At 60.8% G+C, this 18,857-nt stretch carries 15 protein-coding genes and 1 other RNA gene; 8 read left to right on the top strand and 8 right to left on the bottom strand.

Features of this window, described 5'->3' with window-relative positions; translation table 11 throughout:
• Nucleotides 1–121 precede the first annotated feature (121 nt).
• The 4 genes from ODQ19_RS01555 (at nt 122) to ODQ19_RS01540 (ending at nt 8,378) form a co-directional block, all read left to right on the top strand.
• The gene (locus tag ODQ19_RS01555) at nt 122–1,804 is read left to right on the top strand and encodes a fatty acid--CoA ligase (RefSeq protein WP_330209187.1); all 1,683 of its coding nucleotides are present in this window, start codon (nt 122–124) and stop codon (nt 1,802–1,804) included.
• A gap of 333 nt (nt 1,805–2,137) precedes the next feature.
• Complete coding sequence (locus ODQ19_RS01550) at nt 2,138–3,997, top strand: DUF1302 domain-containing protein (protein WP_003188640.1); 1,860 nt, start codon at nt 2,138–2,140, stop codon at nt 3,995–3,997.
• 42 nt (nt 3,998–4,039) lie between these two features.
• A complete protein-coding gene (locus ODQ19_RS01545) occupies nt 4,040–5,404 on the top strand; it encodes a DUF1329 domain-containing protein (protein WP_116667170.1) in 1,365 nt (454 codons plus the stop codon).
• Between the two features lie 244 nt (nt 5,405–5,648).
• Nucleotides 5,649–8,378, top strand: coding sequence for a LuxR C-terminal-related transcriptional regulator (locus ODQ19_RS01540; protein ID WP_330209186.1), 2,730 nt, complete (start codon nt 5,649–5,651; stop codon nt 8,376–8,378).
• Between the two features lie 9 nt (nt 8,379–8,387).
• On the opposite strand, the gene ODQ19_RS01535 is transcribed toward ODQ19_RS01540, so the two are convergent.
• The 4 genes from ODQ19_RS01535 to ODQ19_RS01520 are packed head-to-tail and all read right to left on the bottom strand — an operon-like array spanning nt 8,388 to nt 11,821.
• Nucleotides 8,388–8,945, bottom strand: a complete 558-nt coding sequence (locus tag ODQ19_RS01535; protein WP_330209185.1) for a PqiC family protein — start codon at nt 8,943–8,945, stop codon at nt 8,388–8,390.
• 14 nt (nt 8,946–8,959) lie between these two features.
• Nucleotides 8,960–10,609 carry a PqiB family protein gene (locus ODQ19_RS01530; protein ID WP_003188647.1) on the bottom strand — a complete coding sequence of 550 codons (1,650 nt, stop codon included), beginning with the start codon at nt 10,607–10,609 and terminating at the stop codon, nt 8,960–8,962.
• Nucleotides 10,590–11,234, bottom strand: a complete 645-nt coding sequence (locus tag ODQ19_RS01525) for a paraquat-inducible protein A (RefSeq protein WP_330209184.1) — start codon at nt 11,232–11,234, stop codon at nt 10,590–10,592. The genes ODQ19_RS01530 and ODQ19_RS01525 overlap by 20 nt, the downstream gene beginning before the upstream one ends.
• A complete protein-coding gene (locus ODQ19_RS01520) occupies nt 11,231–11,821 on the bottom strand; it encodes a paraquat-inducible protein A (RefSeq protein ID WP_014716964.1) in 591 nt (196 codons plus the stop codon). Before ODQ19_RS01520 ends, ODQ19_RS01525 begins: the two co-directional genes overlap by 4 nt.
• A gap of 155 nt (nt 11,822–11,976) precedes the next feature.
• Between ODQ19_RS01520 and ODQ19_RS01515 the strand changes: the two genes are divergently transcribed.
• Together ODQ19_RS01515 and ODQ19_RS01510 are read left to right on the top strand one after the other, a co-directional pair.
• On the top strand, nt 11,977–12,621 hold the full coding sequence (locus tag ODQ19_RS01515; RefSeq protein WP_330209183.1) for an MBL fold metallo-hydrolase: 645 nt from the start codon (nt 11,977–11,979) through the stop codon (nt 12,619–12,621).
• A gap of 258 nt (nt 12,622–12,879) precedes the next feature.
• Complete coding sequence (locus tag ODQ19_RS01510) at nt 12,880–13,650, top strand: OmpA family lipoprotein (protein ID WP_019816951.1); 771 nt, start codon at nt 12,880–12,882, stop codon at nt 13,648–13,650.
• Nucleotides 13,651–13,719: 69 nt separating this feature from the next.
• Here ODQ19_RS01510 and ODQ19_RS01505 read toward each other — a convergent pair whose 3' ends face one another.
• From ODQ19_RS01505 to ODQ19_RS01490, 4 genes are all read right to left on the bottom strand, one after another.
• Entirely contained in the window at nt 13,720–14,301 is a 582-nt protein-coding gene (locus tag ODQ19_RS01505; RefSeq protein WP_003188655.1) for a BON domain-containing protein, read from the bottom strand.
• A complete protein-coding gene (locus ODQ19_RS01500) occupies nt 14,298–14,891 on the bottom strand; it encodes a phosphoheptose isomerase (protein WP_007904374.1) in 594 nt (197 codons plus the stop codon). Before ODQ19_RS01500 ends, ODQ19_RS01505 begins: the two co-directional genes overlap by 4 nt.
• A 93-nt stretch (nt 14,892–14,984) precedes the next feature.
• On the bottom strand, nt 14,985–15,356 hold the full coding sequence (locus tag ODQ19_RS01495) for a YraN family protein (RefSeq protein WP_330209182.1): 372 nt from the start codon (nt 15,354–15,356) through the stop codon (nt 14,985–14,987).
• Nucleotides 15,356–17,167, bottom strand: coding sequence for a penicillin-binding protein activator (locus ODQ19_RS01490; protein ID WP_330209181.1), 1,812 nt, complete (start codon nt 17,165–17,167; stop codon nt 15,356–15,358). The genes ODQ19_RS01495 and ODQ19_RS01490 overlap by 1 nt, the downstream gene beginning before the upstream one ends.
• A 176-nt stretch (nt 17,168–17,343) precedes the next feature.
• Between ODQ19_RS01490 and rsmI the strand changes: the two genes are divergently transcribed.
• The gene (gene rsmI / locus ODQ19_RS01485; RefSeq protein ID WP_202691132.1) at nt 17,344–18,249 is read left to right on the top strand and encodes a 16S rRNA (cytidine(1402)-2'-O)-methyltransferase; all 906 of its coding nucleotides are present in this window, start codon (nt 17,344–17,346) and stop codon (nt 18,247–18,249) included.
• 96 nt (nt 18,250–18,345) lie between these two features.
• An RNA gene (gene rnpB / locus ODQ19_RS01480) (RNase P RNA component class A) lies at nt 18,346–18,699 on the top strand.
• Nucleotides 18,700–18,857 lie beyond the last annotated feature (158 nt).

Genomic DNA, 18,857 nt, shown 5'->3' with positions numbered 1-18,857 from the left:
GGCGTAACGCTAGCATTTGCGGGTCCCTGCAAATCATTCCTTTGGCTGATTTGGCTGAAACATAAGCGCTCTACAGTGCAGGTCTTCAAGCCAAGACCGAGCAGTCATTAAAGGGATTCTTATGTTGCAGACCCGTGTTATCCCGCCCGCCGAAGGTGCGTACCAATACCCACTGTTGATCAAGCGTCTGCTGATGTCCGGGACTCGCTACGAGAAAACCCGGGAAATTATCTACCGCGACAAGCTGCGCTACAGCTACCCGACGCTGATCGAGCGCGTTGCGCGCCTGGCCAATGTGCTGACCGAAGCCGGGGTCAAGGCTGGTGATACCGTGGCGGTGATGGACTGGGACAGCCACCGCTACCTGGAGTGCATGTTCGCCATCCCGATGATCGGCGCAGTGATCCACACCATCAACGTGCGCCTGTCGCCAGAACAGATTCTGTACACCATGAACCACGCCGAAGACCGCTTTGTGCTGGTCAACAGTGAGTTCGTGGGGCTCTATCAGGCCATTGCCGGGCAGCTCACCACCGTCGACAAAACCTTGTTGATTACCGATGGTGACACCCACACCGCCGAGCTACCCAACCTGGTGGGTGAGTATGAAACCCTGCTGGCCGCCGCCAGCCCCACCTATGACTTCGAGGATTTCGACGAAAACTCGGTCGCCACCACCTTCTACACCACCGGCACCACCGGTAACCCCAAGGGCGTGTACTTCACCCATCGGCAACTGGTGCTGCACACCATTGGCGTGGCGACCATCATGGGCAGCGTCGACAGTGTGCGCCTGCTGGGCACCAACGATGTATATATGCCGATCACGCCGATGTTCCACGTACACGCCTGGGGCTTGCCGTATGTGGCGACCATGCTTGGGCTCAAGCAGGTGTACCCCGGCCGCTACGACCCGGAATACCTGGTGGAACTGTGGCGCAAGGAGAAGGTGACTTTCTCCCACTGCGTACCGACCATCCTGCAAATGGTGCTCAACGCCAAGGCTGCGCAGAGCGTGGATTTCGGCGGTTGGAAAATCGTCATCGGCGGCAGCGCCCTCAATCGTTCGCTGTACGAAGCCGCCAAGGCCCGTGGCATTCAACTGACCGCCGCGTATGGCATGTCCGAGACCGGGCCGCTGGTGTCCTGCGCTCACCTTAATGATGAGTTGATGGCCGGCAGCGAAGACGAGCGCACCACCTACCGCATCAAGGCCGGAGTGCCGGGCCCGTTGGTCGAGGCGGCAATCATGGACACCGACGGTCGTTTCTTACCCGCCGATGGCGAAACCCAGGGCGAACTGGTGCTGCGCGCGCCGTGGCTGACCGAGGGTTACTACAACGAGCCGCACAAGGGCGCCGAGCTATGGGCCGGTGGCTGGCTGCACACCGGTGATGTGGCCACGCTGGATGCCTTCGGCGTGATTGATATCCGCGACCGCATCAAGGATGTGATCAAGACCGGCGGTGAATGGATCTCTTCCCTGGCCTTGGAAGACCTGGTCAGCCGCCACCCGGCGGTGCGGGAGGTGGCGGTGGTGGGCATTGCCGATCCGCAATGGGGCGAGCGCCCCTTCGCCTTGTTAGTGGTGCGTGAAGGGCATGTGATCGATGCGCGAGAGCTCAAGGAACACCTCAAGCCTTTTGTCGAGCTGGGCCATTTGAGCAAGTGGGCGATCCCGAGCCAGATCGCCGTTGTTACTGAAATTCCCAAGACCAGTGTCGGCAAGCTCGACAAGAAACGTATCCGCGTCGACATCATCGAGTGGCAGGCCAACAACAGCACGTTCCTGTCCACGCTCTAAACCCTTTCGCCGCGCCCGTTCGGGCGCGGCAATGCTCTATATCAAGCCTTTACTTGTGATTTGCCGAATTTCAGCCATTCTTCCGACGTCGACCTTCGTCGGCGTGGCGAAAGGGTTGTGGCAGACAGGTTGGTGATGCAAATCACACTTTAGAGGGATCAAGCACTACCCCCCCTCTGGCTATAGTCCCTTTCAGAGTTTTTCGCGGATGTTGCGCTTCGAGCCATGGAGGCTCGGTGGCGATTCGGCATTGGAATCGTTGTATCCCGGCCGTTACATCTGAAGAAAGGGCTCACTGCCATAACAATAAAATATGCACATGGAGTAGCGTCGATGACCTCAGTAAACCAGTTCTGGCGCCGGGCAAGACTGCCCCTGGCCGTCAGCCTCGCTTCTACGCTCGCCGGGCCGGCATTCGGCGTCAGTTTCAACATTGGTGAAATCGAAGGGAGCTTTGACTCGTCGCTTTCCGTGGGGGCGAGTTGGTCCACGGCCAAACCCAATCGTGACCTGATCGGTGCCAACAACGGCGGCAAGGGCTTGTCCCAGACCTCCGACGACGGCCACCTGAACTTCAAGCGCGGCGAGACGTTCTCGAAGATCTTCAAGGGCATCCACGACCTGGAACTGAAGTACGGCGACACCGGTGTGTTTGTGCGGGGCAAATACTGGTACGACTTCGAACTCAAGGACGAAAGCCGTCCGTTCAAGGACATCAGCGACAACAACCGCAAGGAAGGCGCCAAGTCTTCGGGCGGGCAGATTCTCGATGCATTCGTCTACCACAACTACTCGATTGCCGATGCGCCGGGTTCCGTGCGTTTTGGTAAGCAGGTCGTGAGCTGGGGCGAAAGTACCTTCATCGGCGGCGGCATCAACTCCATCAACCCGATCGACGTGTCGGCGTTTCGTCGTCCGGGGGCCGAGATCAAGGAAGGCTTGATCCCGGTGAACATGTTCTACGTGTCCCAGTCGCTCACCGACAACCTGTCGGCCGAGGCGTTTTACCAGTTGGAGTGGGACCAAACCGTTACCGATAACTGCGGCACCTTCTTCTCGCAGCCGGACGTGATCTCCGATGGTTGCAGCAATAACCTGCGGGTACTGAACAAGCGTTCCACCATTCCTGCCGCCGCCCTGCCGACTCTGGGTGCCTTGGGTGTGGACGTGAACAGCGAGGGCGTGCTGGTGCGCCGTGGGCCGGACCGTGATGCCCGCGACAGCGGCCAGTTCGGCGTGGCCATGCGCTACAACTTCGAACCGCTGGATACCGAATTCGGCGCCTACTTCATGAACTACCACAGCCGTGCGCCGATTTTCAGTGCGCAGGGCGCGCCATCGGCGGCCTACACGCGTCCGCTGGGGCCACTGGGGGCCTTGCGGCCGTTGATCGTGGCGGGCAGCTCGAACTACTTCGTCGAGTACCCGGAAGATATTCGCCTCTACGGCCTGAGCTTCTCCACCACCTTGCCTACCGGCACCGCCTGGAGTGGTGAGTTGAGCTACCGTCCGAATGCACCGGTGCAGTTGAGCACCACTGACATTCTGTTCGCCGGTGTCACGCCGATCCCGGGCTTTGGCAATGCGTCCGTGCTCAAGGGCACGCCGGGCCAGGACCTGCACGGTTACAACCGCAAGGAAGTCACCCAGTTCCAGACCACCTTCACGCACTTCTTCGACCAGGTCATGGGCGCCAGCCGCCTCACCACCGTCGGTGAAATCGGCGTGACCCACGTGGGTGGCCTGGAAAGCAAATCCCAGGCTCGTTATGGCCGCGACCCGGTATTCGGCCCAGGCACGCTGCCAGGTGGGTTCTGCAACGCCCTCAACAACTCCACCGCCAACGGCGCCGGCTTGCCCAACGCTGCTGGCTTGAACACCAATTGCAATAACGACGGCTATACCACCGCAACGTCATGGGGCTACCGCGCCCGTGCCATCTGGGAATACCCGGACGTGTTCGCGGGCGTGAACCTCAAGCCCAACGTGGCCTGGTCCCATGACGTCAAAGGTTACTCGCCAGGCCCTGGCGGCAACTTTGAAGAGGGTCGCAAGGCGGTCAGCCTGGGCCTGGATGCCGAATACCAGAACACCTACACCGCGAGCCTGGCGTACACCAACTTCTTTGGTGGCAAGTTCAGCACCGTGGATGACCGCGACTTTGTCGCCTTGAGCTTCGGCGCCAACTTCTAAGCACACTCTTTTCAAGTGGCATGTATTCAGGAAGACCAGAGCATGAAAATAACAAAAAGTCTGTTGCACGTGGGTGTGCTTGGGCTGTCGATCCTGGCGAGTAACGTCATGGCGGCAGTCTCGGCAGATGAAGCCGCCAAGCTCGGCACGACCCTGACCCCGATGGGCGCCGAGATGGCTGGTAACGCGGCCGGCACCATTCCAAAATGGTCGCCATTGCCGACCAATGCCGGCGCGGTGGACGCCCGTGGTTTCCTCGCCAACCCGTATGCCAGCGAGCAACCGCAGTTCACCATCACCGCGCAGAACGTCGAGCAGTACAAAGACAAGCTGGCCCCCGGGCAATACGCGATGTTCAAGCGTTACCCCGACAGTTTCAAGATGCCGGTGTACCCAACCCATCGCGGCGCCACCGTGCCGGCTGAGGTGTTTGCCTCGATCAAGAAAAACGCCACCACCACCAACCTGGTGTCCGGCGGCAACGGCCTGGAAAACTTCGAAACCGCCATCCCGTTCCCGATTCCCAAGAGCGGCGTTGAGGTTATCTGGAACCACATCACCCGTTATCGAGGCGGCAGCGTGACCCGTCTGGTCACCCAGGCCACCCCCCAAACCAACGGATCCTACAGCCTGGTGTATTTCCGCGACCAGTTCGTGTTCCGCGACAAGATGAAGGACTTCGATCCGAAAAACCCAGGCAACGTGCTGTTCTACTTCAAGCAGCAAGTGACTGCGCCAGCGCGCCTGGCCGGTGGTGTACTGCTGGTGCACGAAACCCTGGACCAGGTCAAAGAGCCGCGTTCGGCCTGGGTCTACAACGCCGGGCAGCGCCGTGTGCGTCGGGCGCCGCAAGTGTCCTATGACGGGCCGGGTACTGCCGCCGATGGCCTGCGCACCTCCGACAACCTCGACATGTACAACGGTGCGCCGGACCGCTACGACTGGAAGCTGGAAGGCAAGAAAGAAATCTATATTGCCTCCAACAGCTACAAGATCGACGATCCCAAGCTCAAGTACGCCGACATCATCAAGGCTGGCCACATCAACCAGGACCTGGCTCGCTACGAGCTGCGCCGTGTCTGGCATGTGGTCGCCACCTTGAAGGAAGGCCAGCGCCACATCTACGCCAAGCGTGACTTCTACATCGACGAAGACACCTGGCAAGCAGCGGTGATCGACCACTACGACGGTCGCGGCCAACTGTGGCGCGTCGCCGAGGCCCATGGCGAGAACTACTACGACAAGCAAGTGCCGTGGTACGCCCTGGAAACCCTCTACGACCTGCAGTCCGGCCGCTACCTGGCCCTGGGCATGAAGAACGAAGAGAAGCAGGCCTATGACTTCGGCTTCACCGCCAGCACCAGCGACTTCACCCCCGCGGCCCTGCGCCAGGATGGTGTTCGCTAACCTGTAGGAGCGAGCTTGCTCGCGAAGGTCGTCAACGAGAACGCGCCCATCCTGGATGGGCGCGTTTTTTTTGAGTGCTTCGCGAGCAAGCTCGCTCCTACTTCTTGCTTGGCGGCTGGACGGGATATTTCTTGTCGCAGTTCTTTTTCAGCCATTTGTTGCAAAGATCTACAATCCCGCCGCTTTTACCGCTAGTCTGCGGACATCTGCAATGCCGACAACAGCCTTCTACAAGAGCCCGGCGATGACTGATCTGTCCCGAACCCATGGGCCTGCCAGTGTGGTGATGCCGCCCCTGGAAGGCCGCTTCTACCGGCCCCCGCTGCCTGACGGCTACGTGCTGCGCCCGCGCCTGTGCGAACGGCTGAATGCGGGCCTCGATGGGCGACTGTTGCTGGTCAGCGCGCCCGCGGGGTTCGGCAAGAGTTCGTTGGCGGTGGAGTTTTGCCAGGGCTTGCCAGACCAGTGGCAAAGCCTGTGGTTGGGCCTGAGCCCTCGGGACAGCGACCCCGGCCGTTTCCTGGAGCGGCTGCTCGACGGCTTGCAACAGTATTTCCCGCAACTCGGCGCCCAATCCCTGGGTTTGCTGAAAATGCGCCAGCGTCACCAACCCTTTGCCTTCGAAGAATGGCTCGATGGCCTGCTCGACGAACTGGCAGTGCACCTGTCTGCACGCTCGCCGTTATTGCTGGTGCTGGATGACTATCACCTGGCCCAGGGCCCGGTGCTGGATCGCTGCCTGCAGTTTTTTCTCAATCATTTGCCTGATGGCCTGGTGGTGCTGGTCACCAGCCGGCAGCGCCCGGACTGGCACCTGGCACGCTTGCGTCTGTCGCGACACCTGTTGGAACTGCATGAGCAAGACCTGCGCTTGACCCACGACGAGGCCCTGGCGGTGCTGGATGGGCACAGCAATGCGTTGCGCGGTGAGGCGTTGGAAAACCTGATCCGCCGTAGCGAGGGCTGGGTCGCCGGCCTGCGTTTCTGGCTGTTGGCGGCCTCCGAAGCTGGCAGTGAGGGCGCCTTGCCGCAAAGCCTGCACGGTGGCGAAGGGCTGATTCGCGATTACCTGCTCGAAGAGGTTATCGACTGCCTGCCTGCGGAGGTGCAAGCGTTCTTGTACGACACCGCACCACAGGAGCGCTTTTGCAGCGAACTATGCGACGCCGTCCGCGAGGCCCATGACAGCGTAGAAATCCTGCGCTATTTGCAGGCTCATCAAGTGTTCCTGGTGCCGTTGGATGAGCAAGGGCACTGGTACCGCTATCACCATTTGTTCTCCGACCTGTTGCGCACCCGCCGCGAGAAAAGCGCCACCTTGCCGCCGGCCAGCTTGCACCTGCGCGCCTGCCGCTGGTTTAACGCCCAGGGCTTGATCGACGAGGCGGTGGAGCAGGCGCTGCGGGCCGGGCATCTGGATGTGGCGGCTAACCTGGTGCAGAACCTGTCCGAGGAGCAACTGTTGGCGGAGCAGAACATCGGCATGCTGCTGCGCTGGAAGATGGACCTGCCCGACAGCCTGCTGATCAGCACGCCGCGTTTGATCGTGCTGTACAGCTGGGCGCTTGGGCTGGCATGCCAATTGGATGCAGCGCAGGAGCTGTCCAGTTACCTCAGCCGCTTCCTGCCGGCGCCATCGGCCACCGCGCAAAAATCCATGTTGGCCCAATGGTTGGCGCTGAGCGGGATTATTGCCCGTGGGCGCGGGGACCGTGAGCTGACCCAGCGCTATTGCAACGAAGCGTTGGAAAGCTTGCCGCAAAAGCGTTACGGCCAGCGCCTGATGTGCCTTTCGACCCTGTCCAACCTGGCGATTGTCGATGCCGACCTGTGGCGCGCCCGTGGCCTGAACCGCGAATCGTTGGAACTGGCGCAGCGCGTTGGTAACCCCTTGTTTGAAGCCTTGGCCCATTACGACCGGGCGCGGGTGCTGCAGGCGCGGGGGGAGATCCTGCGTTCCCTGGATGAAGTCCGCCAGGGCCTTGAGCGCCTGCATGGGCTGGCGCCCCAGCGCCTGTATGCCGTGCGCGCACGGCTGTCGCTTTACGAAGGCTACCTGCTGTTGGTGCGTTACCAGCCCGAAGCCGGCCTGGCGCGTTTGCGCGCCGGCCTGGCCGAGGCCCGCGCCTGCCGCGATATCAGCGTGCTGATCGGGCACTGTGTCATCGCCAGCTTCGAAGGGCGGCGAGGGGAGTTTGCCAATGCCTTTGCCGAACTGGCCGAGGCCGAACGCTTGATGCACATCTGGGATGTGCCGCCGATCTATTACCTGGCGATGATCACCCTGATCAAATGCGAGCTCTGGCTGGCCCAAGGGCGCACTGACCTGGCCGACGCCTGGCTGGCCCGCCTGGGGCAGACCTACAACGGCGAGCACGCCGCGGCCGCCCCCGAGTTTCATCCACACCTGCCGCAACATATCGAGCTGCAACAAGCCGCACTCGATGCCACGCGCCATCAACCCGACAGCGCGCTGCAACGCCTGGAAGCGCTGGCCCAGCAGGCCCATGACAGTGGGCGCCAGATGATTGCCCTGATGGCGCTGGTCCAGCAGGTGCAGTTGCTTCTAGAGAACGGCCAGGAGGCCAAGGCCAGGCCGGTATTCGCCCGTGCCCTGGAAGCCGGTTCGGGCGGTGCGTTGCAGCCGTTTCAACGGTTGTTGGAGGGTTACCCGCAGTGGATGCGCGAGCAGTTGGGCAAAGATCCCCATGGGCTGCTCAACCAGAGCTTGCTGGCGTTGCTGCCCCAAGCCAGCACAGTTGAAGCCACACCTCAACAGGAAACCCTCAGCACCCGAGAGCTGGCGGTTCTGCAACTGATTGCCCAAGGCTGTTCAAATCAGGAAATCAGCAACCAGCTGTTCATCTCCCTGCACACGGTGAAGACCCACGCCAGCCATATCAACAGCAAGCTCGGCGTGGAGCGTCGTACCCAGGCGGTGGCGCGGGCCAAGTCCATGGGCTTGCTGGCCTGAGCCCAGGGTTTATGGCGTGGTCGGGCAGCCTTTGAGCGAGGTGTCGACGGTTTGATTGATCAGCGCCGCAAAACGCTTGAGGTTGTTCTGATGCGCCACCACCAACTCGTCGATGCTCAGCCCGGCGGGTGATTGCAAGGTGGTGCGGCAGGTCAAGGCGGGGCGATCACCATTGACTTGCCTCAGGCGCCAGCGCACATCGAGTAGCGCGTACTGCCCCGGTACCGAGTCAAAACGCTGCACATCTACGCGCAAAGCCACGGCTTGCCGGGCATTGCTGTTGGCCAACTGATCCACCAAGGCGCTCTTAAGCTCATCGGCGAGGGTGGCGGCCCACCACTGGGTTTCAAGAATCGCCAGGCCGCTGTCGCCCTGGCGGATCACTATCTGCGCGCGGTCGACCTGGGGCGGCACGCTGATGCTCTCAATGCGCACACCGCCGGCATCTGCTCGTGCGCTCGGGCTCCAGTGCGCCGGGGTCAGGGTATGAAAAGCGATGGGTTCACTGCGACAGGCACCGAGCAGCAGCAGGGCGCTCAGCAACGTGATCTTCAGCGGCATTGTCATGGCGGCTCCAATGGTCATTTGCGGGGTGGCCCTTGCAGGTCCGTCGGTGCGGCGTTATCGGGGCGGCCGCGAATCAGCGACTCCGGATGCCGGCCCAGGTAATCCGAAAGCTCGCGCAGGGAGCGCGACATGCGCCCCAACTCGTCGAGGGTCTGGGTCAGTTGCTCACGCTGCGGCGAGTCTTCGGCCAGGGTGGAACTGGCCGATTGCAGGGTCTTGCTCACGTCGGTCAAGGTCGTCTGCACACCCGGCAGCGTCTTGGCGTTGAATTGCGCCAGGCCTTTGCGCAGTTCGACCAGGCTGGCGTCGAGGTTGCCGGCAATGCGCTCGACAGGCAGTTGGCTGATCTTGTTGACGATGCCTTCGAACTTCTCCTGCAGTTGTTCCAGGTTGCCCGGGATCGTTGGGATGCCCACGGGGCGCTGGTTCGGGTCGAACGCGACTTTTTCCGCCTTGGGGTAGAAGTCCAGGGCGATGTAGAGCTGGCCGGTCAGCAAGTTGCCACTGCGGGCCTGGGCGCGCAGGCCGTTTTCGATGAAGGTGCCGATCAGGCGTACGCCGGCTGCCTCATCGTCAGGGTTATTGTTCATGGCTTTGAGCAGCTTGGTGTGGGCCTCGCCGAGCAGTTGCGGGTAGATCACGATGCCGACGTTGACCGGGAAGGTGCGTTTCTTCGCATCGAAATCCAGGTTGATCGATACAACCCTGCCGAACTCGACGCCGAGGAACTCCACCGGTGCGTCGACTTTCAGCCCGCGCAGGGCCTGATCGAAGCGCAGGACCATGTATTGCCCCTTGCCGTTGGGCGGGGCGAGGGCGCTTTGCTGGTCTTCGAACAACTCAAAGCTGCGACTTTCTTCGGCCGGTTTGTCATTGGGGTTGTAGGGCGGGGCCTGGAAGGCAATCCCGCCCATCAACATGGACGACAAGGATTCGGTTTTCAGTGCGAAACCGTTGGCGCCAACGCTCAAGTCGACGCCGCTGGCATTCCAGAAACGCGTGTTTTCAGTGATGTACACGTCATTGGGCGCATGCACGAAGATTTCGACATTCACGCCCTTGCCCTCGTTGTCCAGCTCATAGGCCACCACCTGGCCCACCGGGATCTTCCGGTAATAGACGGGGGAGCCGATGTCCAGGGAGCCCAGGGCCTGGGTGTGCAGCGTGAAGCGCTTGCCCGGCTCGCCGTAGGTGATGGGCGGCGGGTTTTCCAAACCGGTGAAGTGCTTGGCGCGGGTCTCGGATTGGCCGATGTCTGCGCCGATGTAGTCGCCGGACAACAACGTGTCGATGCCCGACACGCCGCCTGCGCCGATGCGCGGGCGCACCACCCAGAATTTCGAATCTTCGCGGGTGAAACTTTCGGCCTGTTTGACCAGCTCGACGGTGGCATTGACGCTTTTCTGGTCATCACTCAGAGCCACGGCGGTTACTTGGCCGATCACCACGTTGCGGTATTTGACCTCGGTTTTGTTGGCAACCAGGCCGCTGCCGGTCTTGAAGTTGAGGACGATGGTCGGCCCTTGTTGCATGACGCTGTGAATCACCAGCGAGATCCCCACCAGCACGGCGACAATCGGCACGATCCAGACCAGCGAAACGCTGAAACGACGCGTCTTGATCACGGGTTGCCCCGCAGGGGTGTCAGCCTTGGATGAGCTCATCCGAGGTCTCCTCGTTATGTGGGTTTTCCCAGATTGGCCGGGGATCAAAACTCATGGCCGCGAGCATCGTAAACACAACTACCAGGCCAAAAAACAGAATGCCCAGGCGCGGTTCTATCGTGCCCAGGGCTTGAAACTTCACCAGCGCGGCCACCAGGGCGACCACGATGACATCGAGCATCGACCAGTAGCCGATCAGTTCGATAAACCGAAACAGCTTCGAACGCTCCTTGCGCGCCCACTGGCTATTGCGCTGCACGGTGACCAGCAGCAGCCCCAGCGACAGGAACTTGATGCCCGGCACGGCAATGCTGGCGATGAAAATGATCAGCGCAATGTCCCAGGCGCCATGCTGCCAGAACTCCAGCACGCCGCTCATGATGGTGCTGTCTGCGCCCGAGCCGAGCATGGTGGTGTTCATCACCGGCAATAAATTGGCCGGGACATAAAAGGCGAGGGCAGTGAGCATGTAGGCCCAGGTTCGGGTCAGGGACTGCACCTTGCGCCGATGCAGCGCGGCGCCACAGCGATCGCACTCGGTGGGCTCAAGGCGCATGTCGCAGGGCTGGCCGCAGGTGTGGCACAGGCACAGGTTCAGCTCGCTGGCGGTGGGCGGTGAATTCATACGGTGTCCCACAGGTCGCGCACATCGCGCCCGGCAATACGGATCAGCAACAGGCTCAGGGCGGCCAAGGCAAACAGGCCGGTGCCAGGGATCACATCCAGCATACCGGCCAGCTTGAACACCGCGACCATCGCGCCCAACAGGCACACCTCCAGCATGCTCCAGGGCCTGAGCGCTTCGAGCCAGCGCATGCACAGCTTGAACGCCGGCGAGCGCCTGCCGGCCAGGGCGAAACTCAGCACCCAGATCAGCAACAGCAGTTGAAACACCGGCGCGATAATGATGGAAATCGCCGCTACCAAGGCAATGAACGTGATCGGCCCCAGGCTCAGTGCAACGACTGAATCCCAGAGGGTCGCGCTGTTTTTCAAGCCCTGCAGGCTGATGCTCATCACTGGATAAAAATTGGCAAAGGTCCACAGCACTGCAGCGGTCACCGTCAGGGCGAGGCGTTGTTGCACCGACAGGCCGTTGTAGCGCTGCAGCACGCCAGAGCAACGCACACACAGGGCTTTTTGATGTTTGGCGAGCGTGACTTTCTCGTACACGCAGTCGCAGTGTTCGCAGATGATCTGTTGATTCGCCATGGGTGTTGCTCCAAATGCGACTGACTGCAGCAGGGGATTTCAATGGCGCTTGTGTAGCTTAGCAGCGGATAGATCGCGCAATCGACTCCTTCCAGAGCAGGGGCAAGCTACACCATACTGCACTTGGAACGCGCCAGAGAGCTTGCAGGACACCCATGACTATTGAAAAACAACCGTTGATTCGCGAAACCTTTCCCGTCGGCCCGTTGCAGTGCAACTGCACCATCATTGGCGACCCGATCACTAAAAAGGCCATCGTAGTCGACCCCGGCGGCAATCACGAGTTGATCCTGGCACGCCTTGATGCGCTGGGCCTGAAGGTGGTGAGCATTATCCACACTCATGCTCACCTCGATCATTTCCTGGCCTCCGGCCAATTGAAAGAAAAGACCGGCGCCACGCTGCACCTGCACAAAGATGATCAATTTTTATGGGACAACCTGGAAATGCAATGCCAGATGTTTCGCGTGCCCTACGTCCCGGTGCCATCGCCGGATCGCTGGCTGGAGCATGACGAAGAATTGGCCTGCGGCTGTGGCGTAGCCTTGCACACCCCAGGGCATACGCCGGGCTCGATGAGTTTCTGGTTTGCTGACGCGAAGCTGTTGATCGCCGGCGATACCTTGTTTCGTCGCGGCGTGGGGCGCACGGACTTATGGGGAGGCGACCAGGCGACGATCGTGCGGTCGATCAAGCAGCGCTTGTATACGCTGGACGAAGGCGCGATGGTGGTCACTGGGCATGGGCCGGATACGTGTCTAGGGGATGAGATGCGCGAGAATCCGTTCGTGCGTGCGTGATCGGGCCTATCAGTCAGGACTGTGGCGAGGGAGCTTGCTCCCGCTGGACTGCGCAGCAGTCCCATAAACAAAAAGCGGGGCCGCTTCGCGCCCCAGCGGGAGCAAGCTCCCTCGCCACAGACACAGGGCCGAGCCAAAGACAGCTATGCTTTACGCACCTCACCACGGAATTTTTGCCGTTTGTCGCGTTCCAAACTCGGCACAGGTCCATTGCCAATGTCCTCTGCATCACAGAATGCAAAAGTAGGAGCTTCCTTCATGTTCACTCCGCGTCGTCTGCTTGTTGTCGCTACCGCCGTAGCCCTGTTGTCTGGCTGCGCTTCACCTAACCCTTATGACGGCAGCCAGGGGCAGGCCAGCAATGGTTCCGAAAGCGGCATGAGCAAAACCGCCAAGTACGGCGGCCTCGGTGCGCTGGCGGGTGCATTGGCCGGTGCGGCCATCGACCATAACAACCGTGGCAAGGGCGCGCTGATTGGCGCAGTCGTTGCGGGTGCCGGTGCGGCGGGCTATGGCTACTACGCCGACCAGCAAGAGAAAAAGCTGCGTGAAAGCATGGCCAACACCGGTGTGGAAGTGCAGCGCCAGGGTGACCAGATCAAGCTGATCATGCCGGGCAACATCACCTTCGCCACCAACTCGGACGCGATCTCCAGCAGCTTCTATCAGCCGCTGAACAACCTGGCCAACTCCCTCAAGCAGTTCAACCAGAACACCATCCAGATCGTTGGCTACACCGACAGCACCGGTAGCCGTCAACTGAACATGGACCTGTCCCAGCGCCGTGCGCAGAGCGTGGCCAACTACCTGACCTCCCAAGGTGTCAACGGTGCCAACCTGAGCGCGCGCGGTGCCGGCCCGGATAACCCGATTGCCAGCAACGCCGACGTGAATGGCCGCGCCCAGAACCGTCGTGTCGAGGTCAACCTCGGCCCGATCCCTGGCCAGCAATACGGCCAGCCTGGTCAGCAGCAGGCGCCACAGCAGAACAACCAGTTCCAAGGCAATCCGTACCAGCAATACCAGTAAACGCTAGGCACAAAAAAGGGCGCCGTGCAGTCAATGCACGGCGCCCTTTTTTGTGGCTGTGTGTCTACATCAGTCGATGTATTCGAACACCTTCACGATCTTCTGTACGCCCGACACGCCCTGCACCAGGTTGGCGGCGCGGGTGGCCTCTGCCTGGGTCAGCAGGCCCATCATGTAGACGATGCCGTTATCGGTGACGATCTTGATCCGTGAACCTGGGACGGCGCTGTCGGTGAGCATCTGGGCCTTGATCTTGGTGGTCAGCAAGGCATCGTTGCTGATGGCCAGGAGGGTGATCGGGTCCATGACCTGCAGTTCGTTGTGGACCTTCTTGACGCGTTGCACACCGGCGGCGGCTTGCTCGGCCTGGGCCTTGAGATCGGCTCGGGGCGTTTGGCCTGCGAGCAGGACCACGCCGTTGAAGCTGGTCACCACGATGCGCGAGGCACCGTTGCCCAGGTCGGTAGCAGCCTTGGCGACGTTGACCTTGACCTTGGTTTCGATCAGCGAATCATCGATGGTGCTGCCGAAGGTGCGTGTGCCCCGGTCGTCCTGGATAGGGGTGTCCCGTGTAGCGGTGATAGCCGAGCTGCAGCCGCTGATGGCGACGCACAGCGTAATGGCTAAAAGACTGAGGCGATTAACGGTCATTCTTCACTCCCGAACAGTTGGCTGTCGATCAGATCGCACAGGCAGTGGATCGCCAGCAGATGAACTTCTTGGATACGTGCAGTGACATTGGCCGGGACGCGAATCTCCACGTCCTCTGGCAGCAGCAGCGAAGCCATGCCGCCGCCGTCGCGACCGGTCAAGGCTACGACAATCATTTCGCGATCATGTGCGGCCTGGATCGCTTGAATAATATTCGCCGAGTTGCCGCTGGTGGAAATCGCCAGCAATACATCGCCCGGCTGGCCGAGGGCGCGGATCTGCTTGGAGAAGATTTCGTTGTAGCTGTAGTCATTGGCGATCGAGGTGATCGTCGACGAGTCGGTGGTCAACGCAATGGCCGGCAGGCTCGGGCGCTCGCGTTCGAAACGGTTGAGCAGCTCGGAGGAAAAATGCTGGGCATCGCCGGCCGAACCACCGTTGCCGCACGAAAGCATTTTGCCTTCGTTGAGTAAGGCATTGACCATGACCTGACTGGCTTGCTCGATGTGCGGTGCAAGTACGTCCATCGCCTGTTGCTTGGTGTCGATGCTGGCCTGGAAAAGCTGGCGAATTCGGGATTGCATGTCCATCTGTGTGACCTTAAGTAGCGCGGCTGTTTGGCACAGGTAATGTGCAGCCCGCAAAGCAAAGAGCAAAAGTGAGTGGTGAAGGTGCCCGGCGAATCAGCTGTCGAAGGCATTTTTAAGCCAGGTCAGATCAGCTGTGCCTGACGGGGTGCTTTTCATGGCAACCACATCGAAACGGCAGGGGCAGTCAGCCCAGCGATGCTCTTTTTGCAGAAAAAACTGCGCAGCGAGTATCAGCTTTTGACGCTTGCGCCCGTCGATACTGGCGAGCGCGCCACCCCATTGTGCGTGTTTTCTGTAGCGGACTTCGACGAATACTACTGTATCGCCGTCAAGCATGACCAGATCAAGCTCGCCGCGTTTACATAACCAGTTCTGCGCCAGAAGGCGCAGACCCTGTTGTTGCAGGTAGTTGAGTGCATGCAGTTCGGCATCCTTGCCGCTTTGTGCGCTGGACCGCTCGGGCATCAGCGTGGGGTATCGGGCAGGCGCTGAATGTCGCCGCCGACGAACTTCGCCCACGGCATCTGGCGATCGACGCGCTGGTTGGCGCTGATGCCCAGGTTGCCCGAGAGGCCGTCGACACGGGTGTCCGGCAGTGCCTTGAGCTGGCCCAGGCGTGGCGCCAGGCGGTAGGCATCGACGCCCATCGCGTAGAGGCGGCCCAGGCTGCCATTGGCTTGCGGCCATTGCGCGGCCACTTGGTTACGCAGTGGGTCGGTGGTATTAAGCAGCCAAGGGGTTTCGCAGAACATCACGTTGGTCATGTCCAGGTACTGGTTACGGTCACCGCTGGCACTGAACACGTGGGAAGTTGCATACACCGGCACATCGCCGGCGTATTGGAAGTTCAGGGTCGGCTTGATCTGCTGGGCCAGTTGCGGCGTGACGGCCAGGAAGATGAACTCGATGTCCTGGCGACGCGAAGGTTGGGCGGCTACGTCGGTGCCGACTGTGCTCTGCAGGCTCTTGGCGCGGCCTTCGCTCTTGCGCAGTTGGAACAGATCGGCGATCTGCTGGGCCAGGGCCACAGGCTGATCGACATATTCAACGCCCATGACGGTGCCGCCATTGGCTTCCCAATCCTGGCGAAACGCTTTGTAGACACGCTCACCCCATTCGCCACGGGGCACCATGGCGGCTGCGCGGTGCAGGCCATCGGCACGGGCACGGCGCGACACTTCGCGGGCTTCGTCTTCAGCGGCCAGGCCGAACTGGAACAACTGCGCCGGGCCTTGATCGGTCTCGCTGTAGTTCAGGGCCAGGGTGGTGATCGGTAACTGCGGGCGTGCGCTGAGTTGCTTGACCAGCGGTTTTTCCAGCGGGCCGACCACCAGTTGTACACCGGCGGCCTGGGCCTTGGCGTAGAAGTCGTCGAGGGAGGTCAGACGCGAGCTGTCATAGAACTCAATGACTGGCGGCTTCTGCCCGGCTTGTTCGGCCTGGTAGTGAGCCGCCATGAAGCCTTCGCGCAGCGCTTTGCCCACAGCAGCCAGCGGGCCTTCCTGCGGCAGCAGCAGGGCGATCTTGTTCAGGGGCTGGCTGGCCAGTTCCTTGAGTTTGGTCAGCGGCGCTGGCAGTTGCACAGCCGCCGGGTGGCCCGGGTTCTGCGCGCGCCAGGTGTCGATGGCGGCTTGTTGTTGCTCCAGCGTACCGGCGCCCTTGACCGCCTGGGCCAGAGTGATCCAGCCATCGAGCGTCGGGTTGCCGGTAGCTTGCAGCTGTTCGGCTGGCAGCGCGGCAATCAATACCCAGATGGCCTCGTGGTTGTTGCTGGCAGCCTCACCCGTCAGCAGGGGCGCCATGGCCACCCGCTCGCGAGCGGCGGCGAGGGTCTGGCCGTCGGCTTCATAGGCGCGAGCATGCACGGTGCCGGTGCGGATCTGCTGGTCGGTCGGCAGTTCCTTCAGGTTTTGCAGGCTAGGGTGGTTCAGCGCTGCCAAGGCCGCCTTGGGCTGGTTACGCCCCATGGCCAGTTCTGCGGCCAGGGTGCTGGCAAATACTTGCGCGGCTGGCTTCAGGGCATCCAGGGGCACTTGCGCAAGGATCTGCGAGGAGCGGCCGGGATTGTTCTGCTGGTAGGCCAGGTCCGCCGCGCTCAGGCGCAGCAACGCGGCTTTTTCTGGCGTCTTGGCGTTCGTCGCCTGTTCGAGCAGTTGCTCGATACTGGCATCGGGCGTGCGTGGCAGTTCGCCAAGACTGGAGGAGGGCGAACTGGCGCAAGCGGCCAGCAAGGCAGCGAGGCAGAGGGCGGAGAGCAGCCGCAGGCAAGCGATCATGTAAGTGTTCCTGATACCGATCAAATTAGCGTGGAAGTGTACCCAAGCACTGGCCCAGGCGCGATGTTCATGGCGTTAAACCGTGGATTTAGGTCGTGCAAATGTTGCCAATAGCTGACGTTGGCTGAAACGGCATCGGCCGTGATGGCATATTTTCAAGGCGTCTACGCGCTACAATGTGGCTTTTGCCAACCATCGAGGTGTGCGCTTTGACTGCTCCAGGTCCTTTGAATTCCACTGCTGGCTCGCTTTTTGTGGTGGCGACGCCCATTGGCAACCTGGACGACATCAGTGCCCGGGCGCTGAAGGTGTTGCGCGAGGTGAAATTGATCGCGGCAGAAGACACGCGGCACTCCCAACGGTTGATGCAGCATTTTGGTATCAGCACGCCATTAGCGGCCTGCCACGAACACAACGAACGTGAAGAGGGTAGCCGCTTTATCACGCGTCTCTTGGCGGGTGATGACGTGGCGCTGATTTCCGACGCGGGCACGCCCCTGATTTCCGATCCTGGTTACCACCTGGTCCGCCAGGCGCGCGCCGCTGGTATCAATGTAGTGCCTGTTCCAGGAGCCTGCGCGCTGATTGCGGCATTATCGGCCGCCGGGTTGCCCTCGGACCGCTTTATCTTCGAAGGCTTCCTGCCCGCCAAGGCCGTAGGGCGTCGGGCGCGTCTGCAGGCACTCAAAGAAGAGCCGCGCACCTTGATTTTCTATGAGGCCCCGCATCGCATCCTTGAATGCCTGCAAGACATGGAACTGGTGTTCGGCGGTGAGCGCCTGGCCTTGCTGGCCCGGGAGTTGACCAAGACCTTCGAAACCCTCAAGGGGCTGCCACTGGAGGAGCTGCGAGCGTTTGTAGAGGGCGACAGCAATCAACAACGTGGCGAATGCGTGGTGCTGGTAGCAGGCTGGACCGCGCCTGAGAATGAAGACGCAGTGGGCAGCGAGGCCATGCGCGTCCTTGACTTGTTGCTCAAGGAAATGCCCCTCAAGCGCGCCGCTGCCCTGGCTGCGGAAATTACCGGCGTGCGCAAGAATGTGTTGTATCAGGTCGCGCTCGATAAGCAGAAGGTCGAATAGTTCCAGGGGCAAATCTGTATTTCGTCTGAACGTGATGGCAATGCCGCACTTTTAATACTTGTCCTCAAGCCGCCGTGCCGTTAACCTTCGCGGCGGAGAGTCGATTGGACAGTCGCTGCCCTCTATGAAAATTAGGGGGGGGAGGAAAGTCCGGGCTCCATAGGGCGAAGTGCCAGGTAATGCCTGGGAGGCGTGAGCCTACGGAAAGTGCCACAGAAAATAACCGCCTAAGCACTTCGGTGCCGGTAAGGGTGAAAAGGTGCGGTAAGAGCGCACCGCACGACTGGCAACAGTTCGTGGCTAGGTAAACCCCACTTGGAGCAAGACCAAATAGGGTCCCAAGGCGTGGCCCGCGCTGGGACCGGGTAGGTTGCTAAAGATGTCCAGTGATGGCCATCGTAGACGAATGACTGTTCAAGACAGAACCCGGCTTACAGATCGACTCTCCACCTTTTTTCCTTGCGTTCGACTCTCGAGCGCAAACCCGGTAGTAGCGCAAGAATCCCTCCCTGCCAAATCATTGGCAGATGCATCTTCGTAATACCAAAAAAATCTTACTCTTAATAAATTACTTTAACTTTAGGCCCTAGCTCTTTGAGCTATTTGCT

This window comes from Pseudomonas sp. AM4(2022), from assembly GCF_036346515.1.
GTDB classification, from domain to species: Bacteria; Pseudomonadota; Gammaproteobacteria; order Pseudomonadales; family Pseudomonadaceae; genus Aquipseudomonas; species Aquipseudomonas paracarnis.
This window is presented reverse-complemented; position numbering and strand designations above follow the sequence as displayed.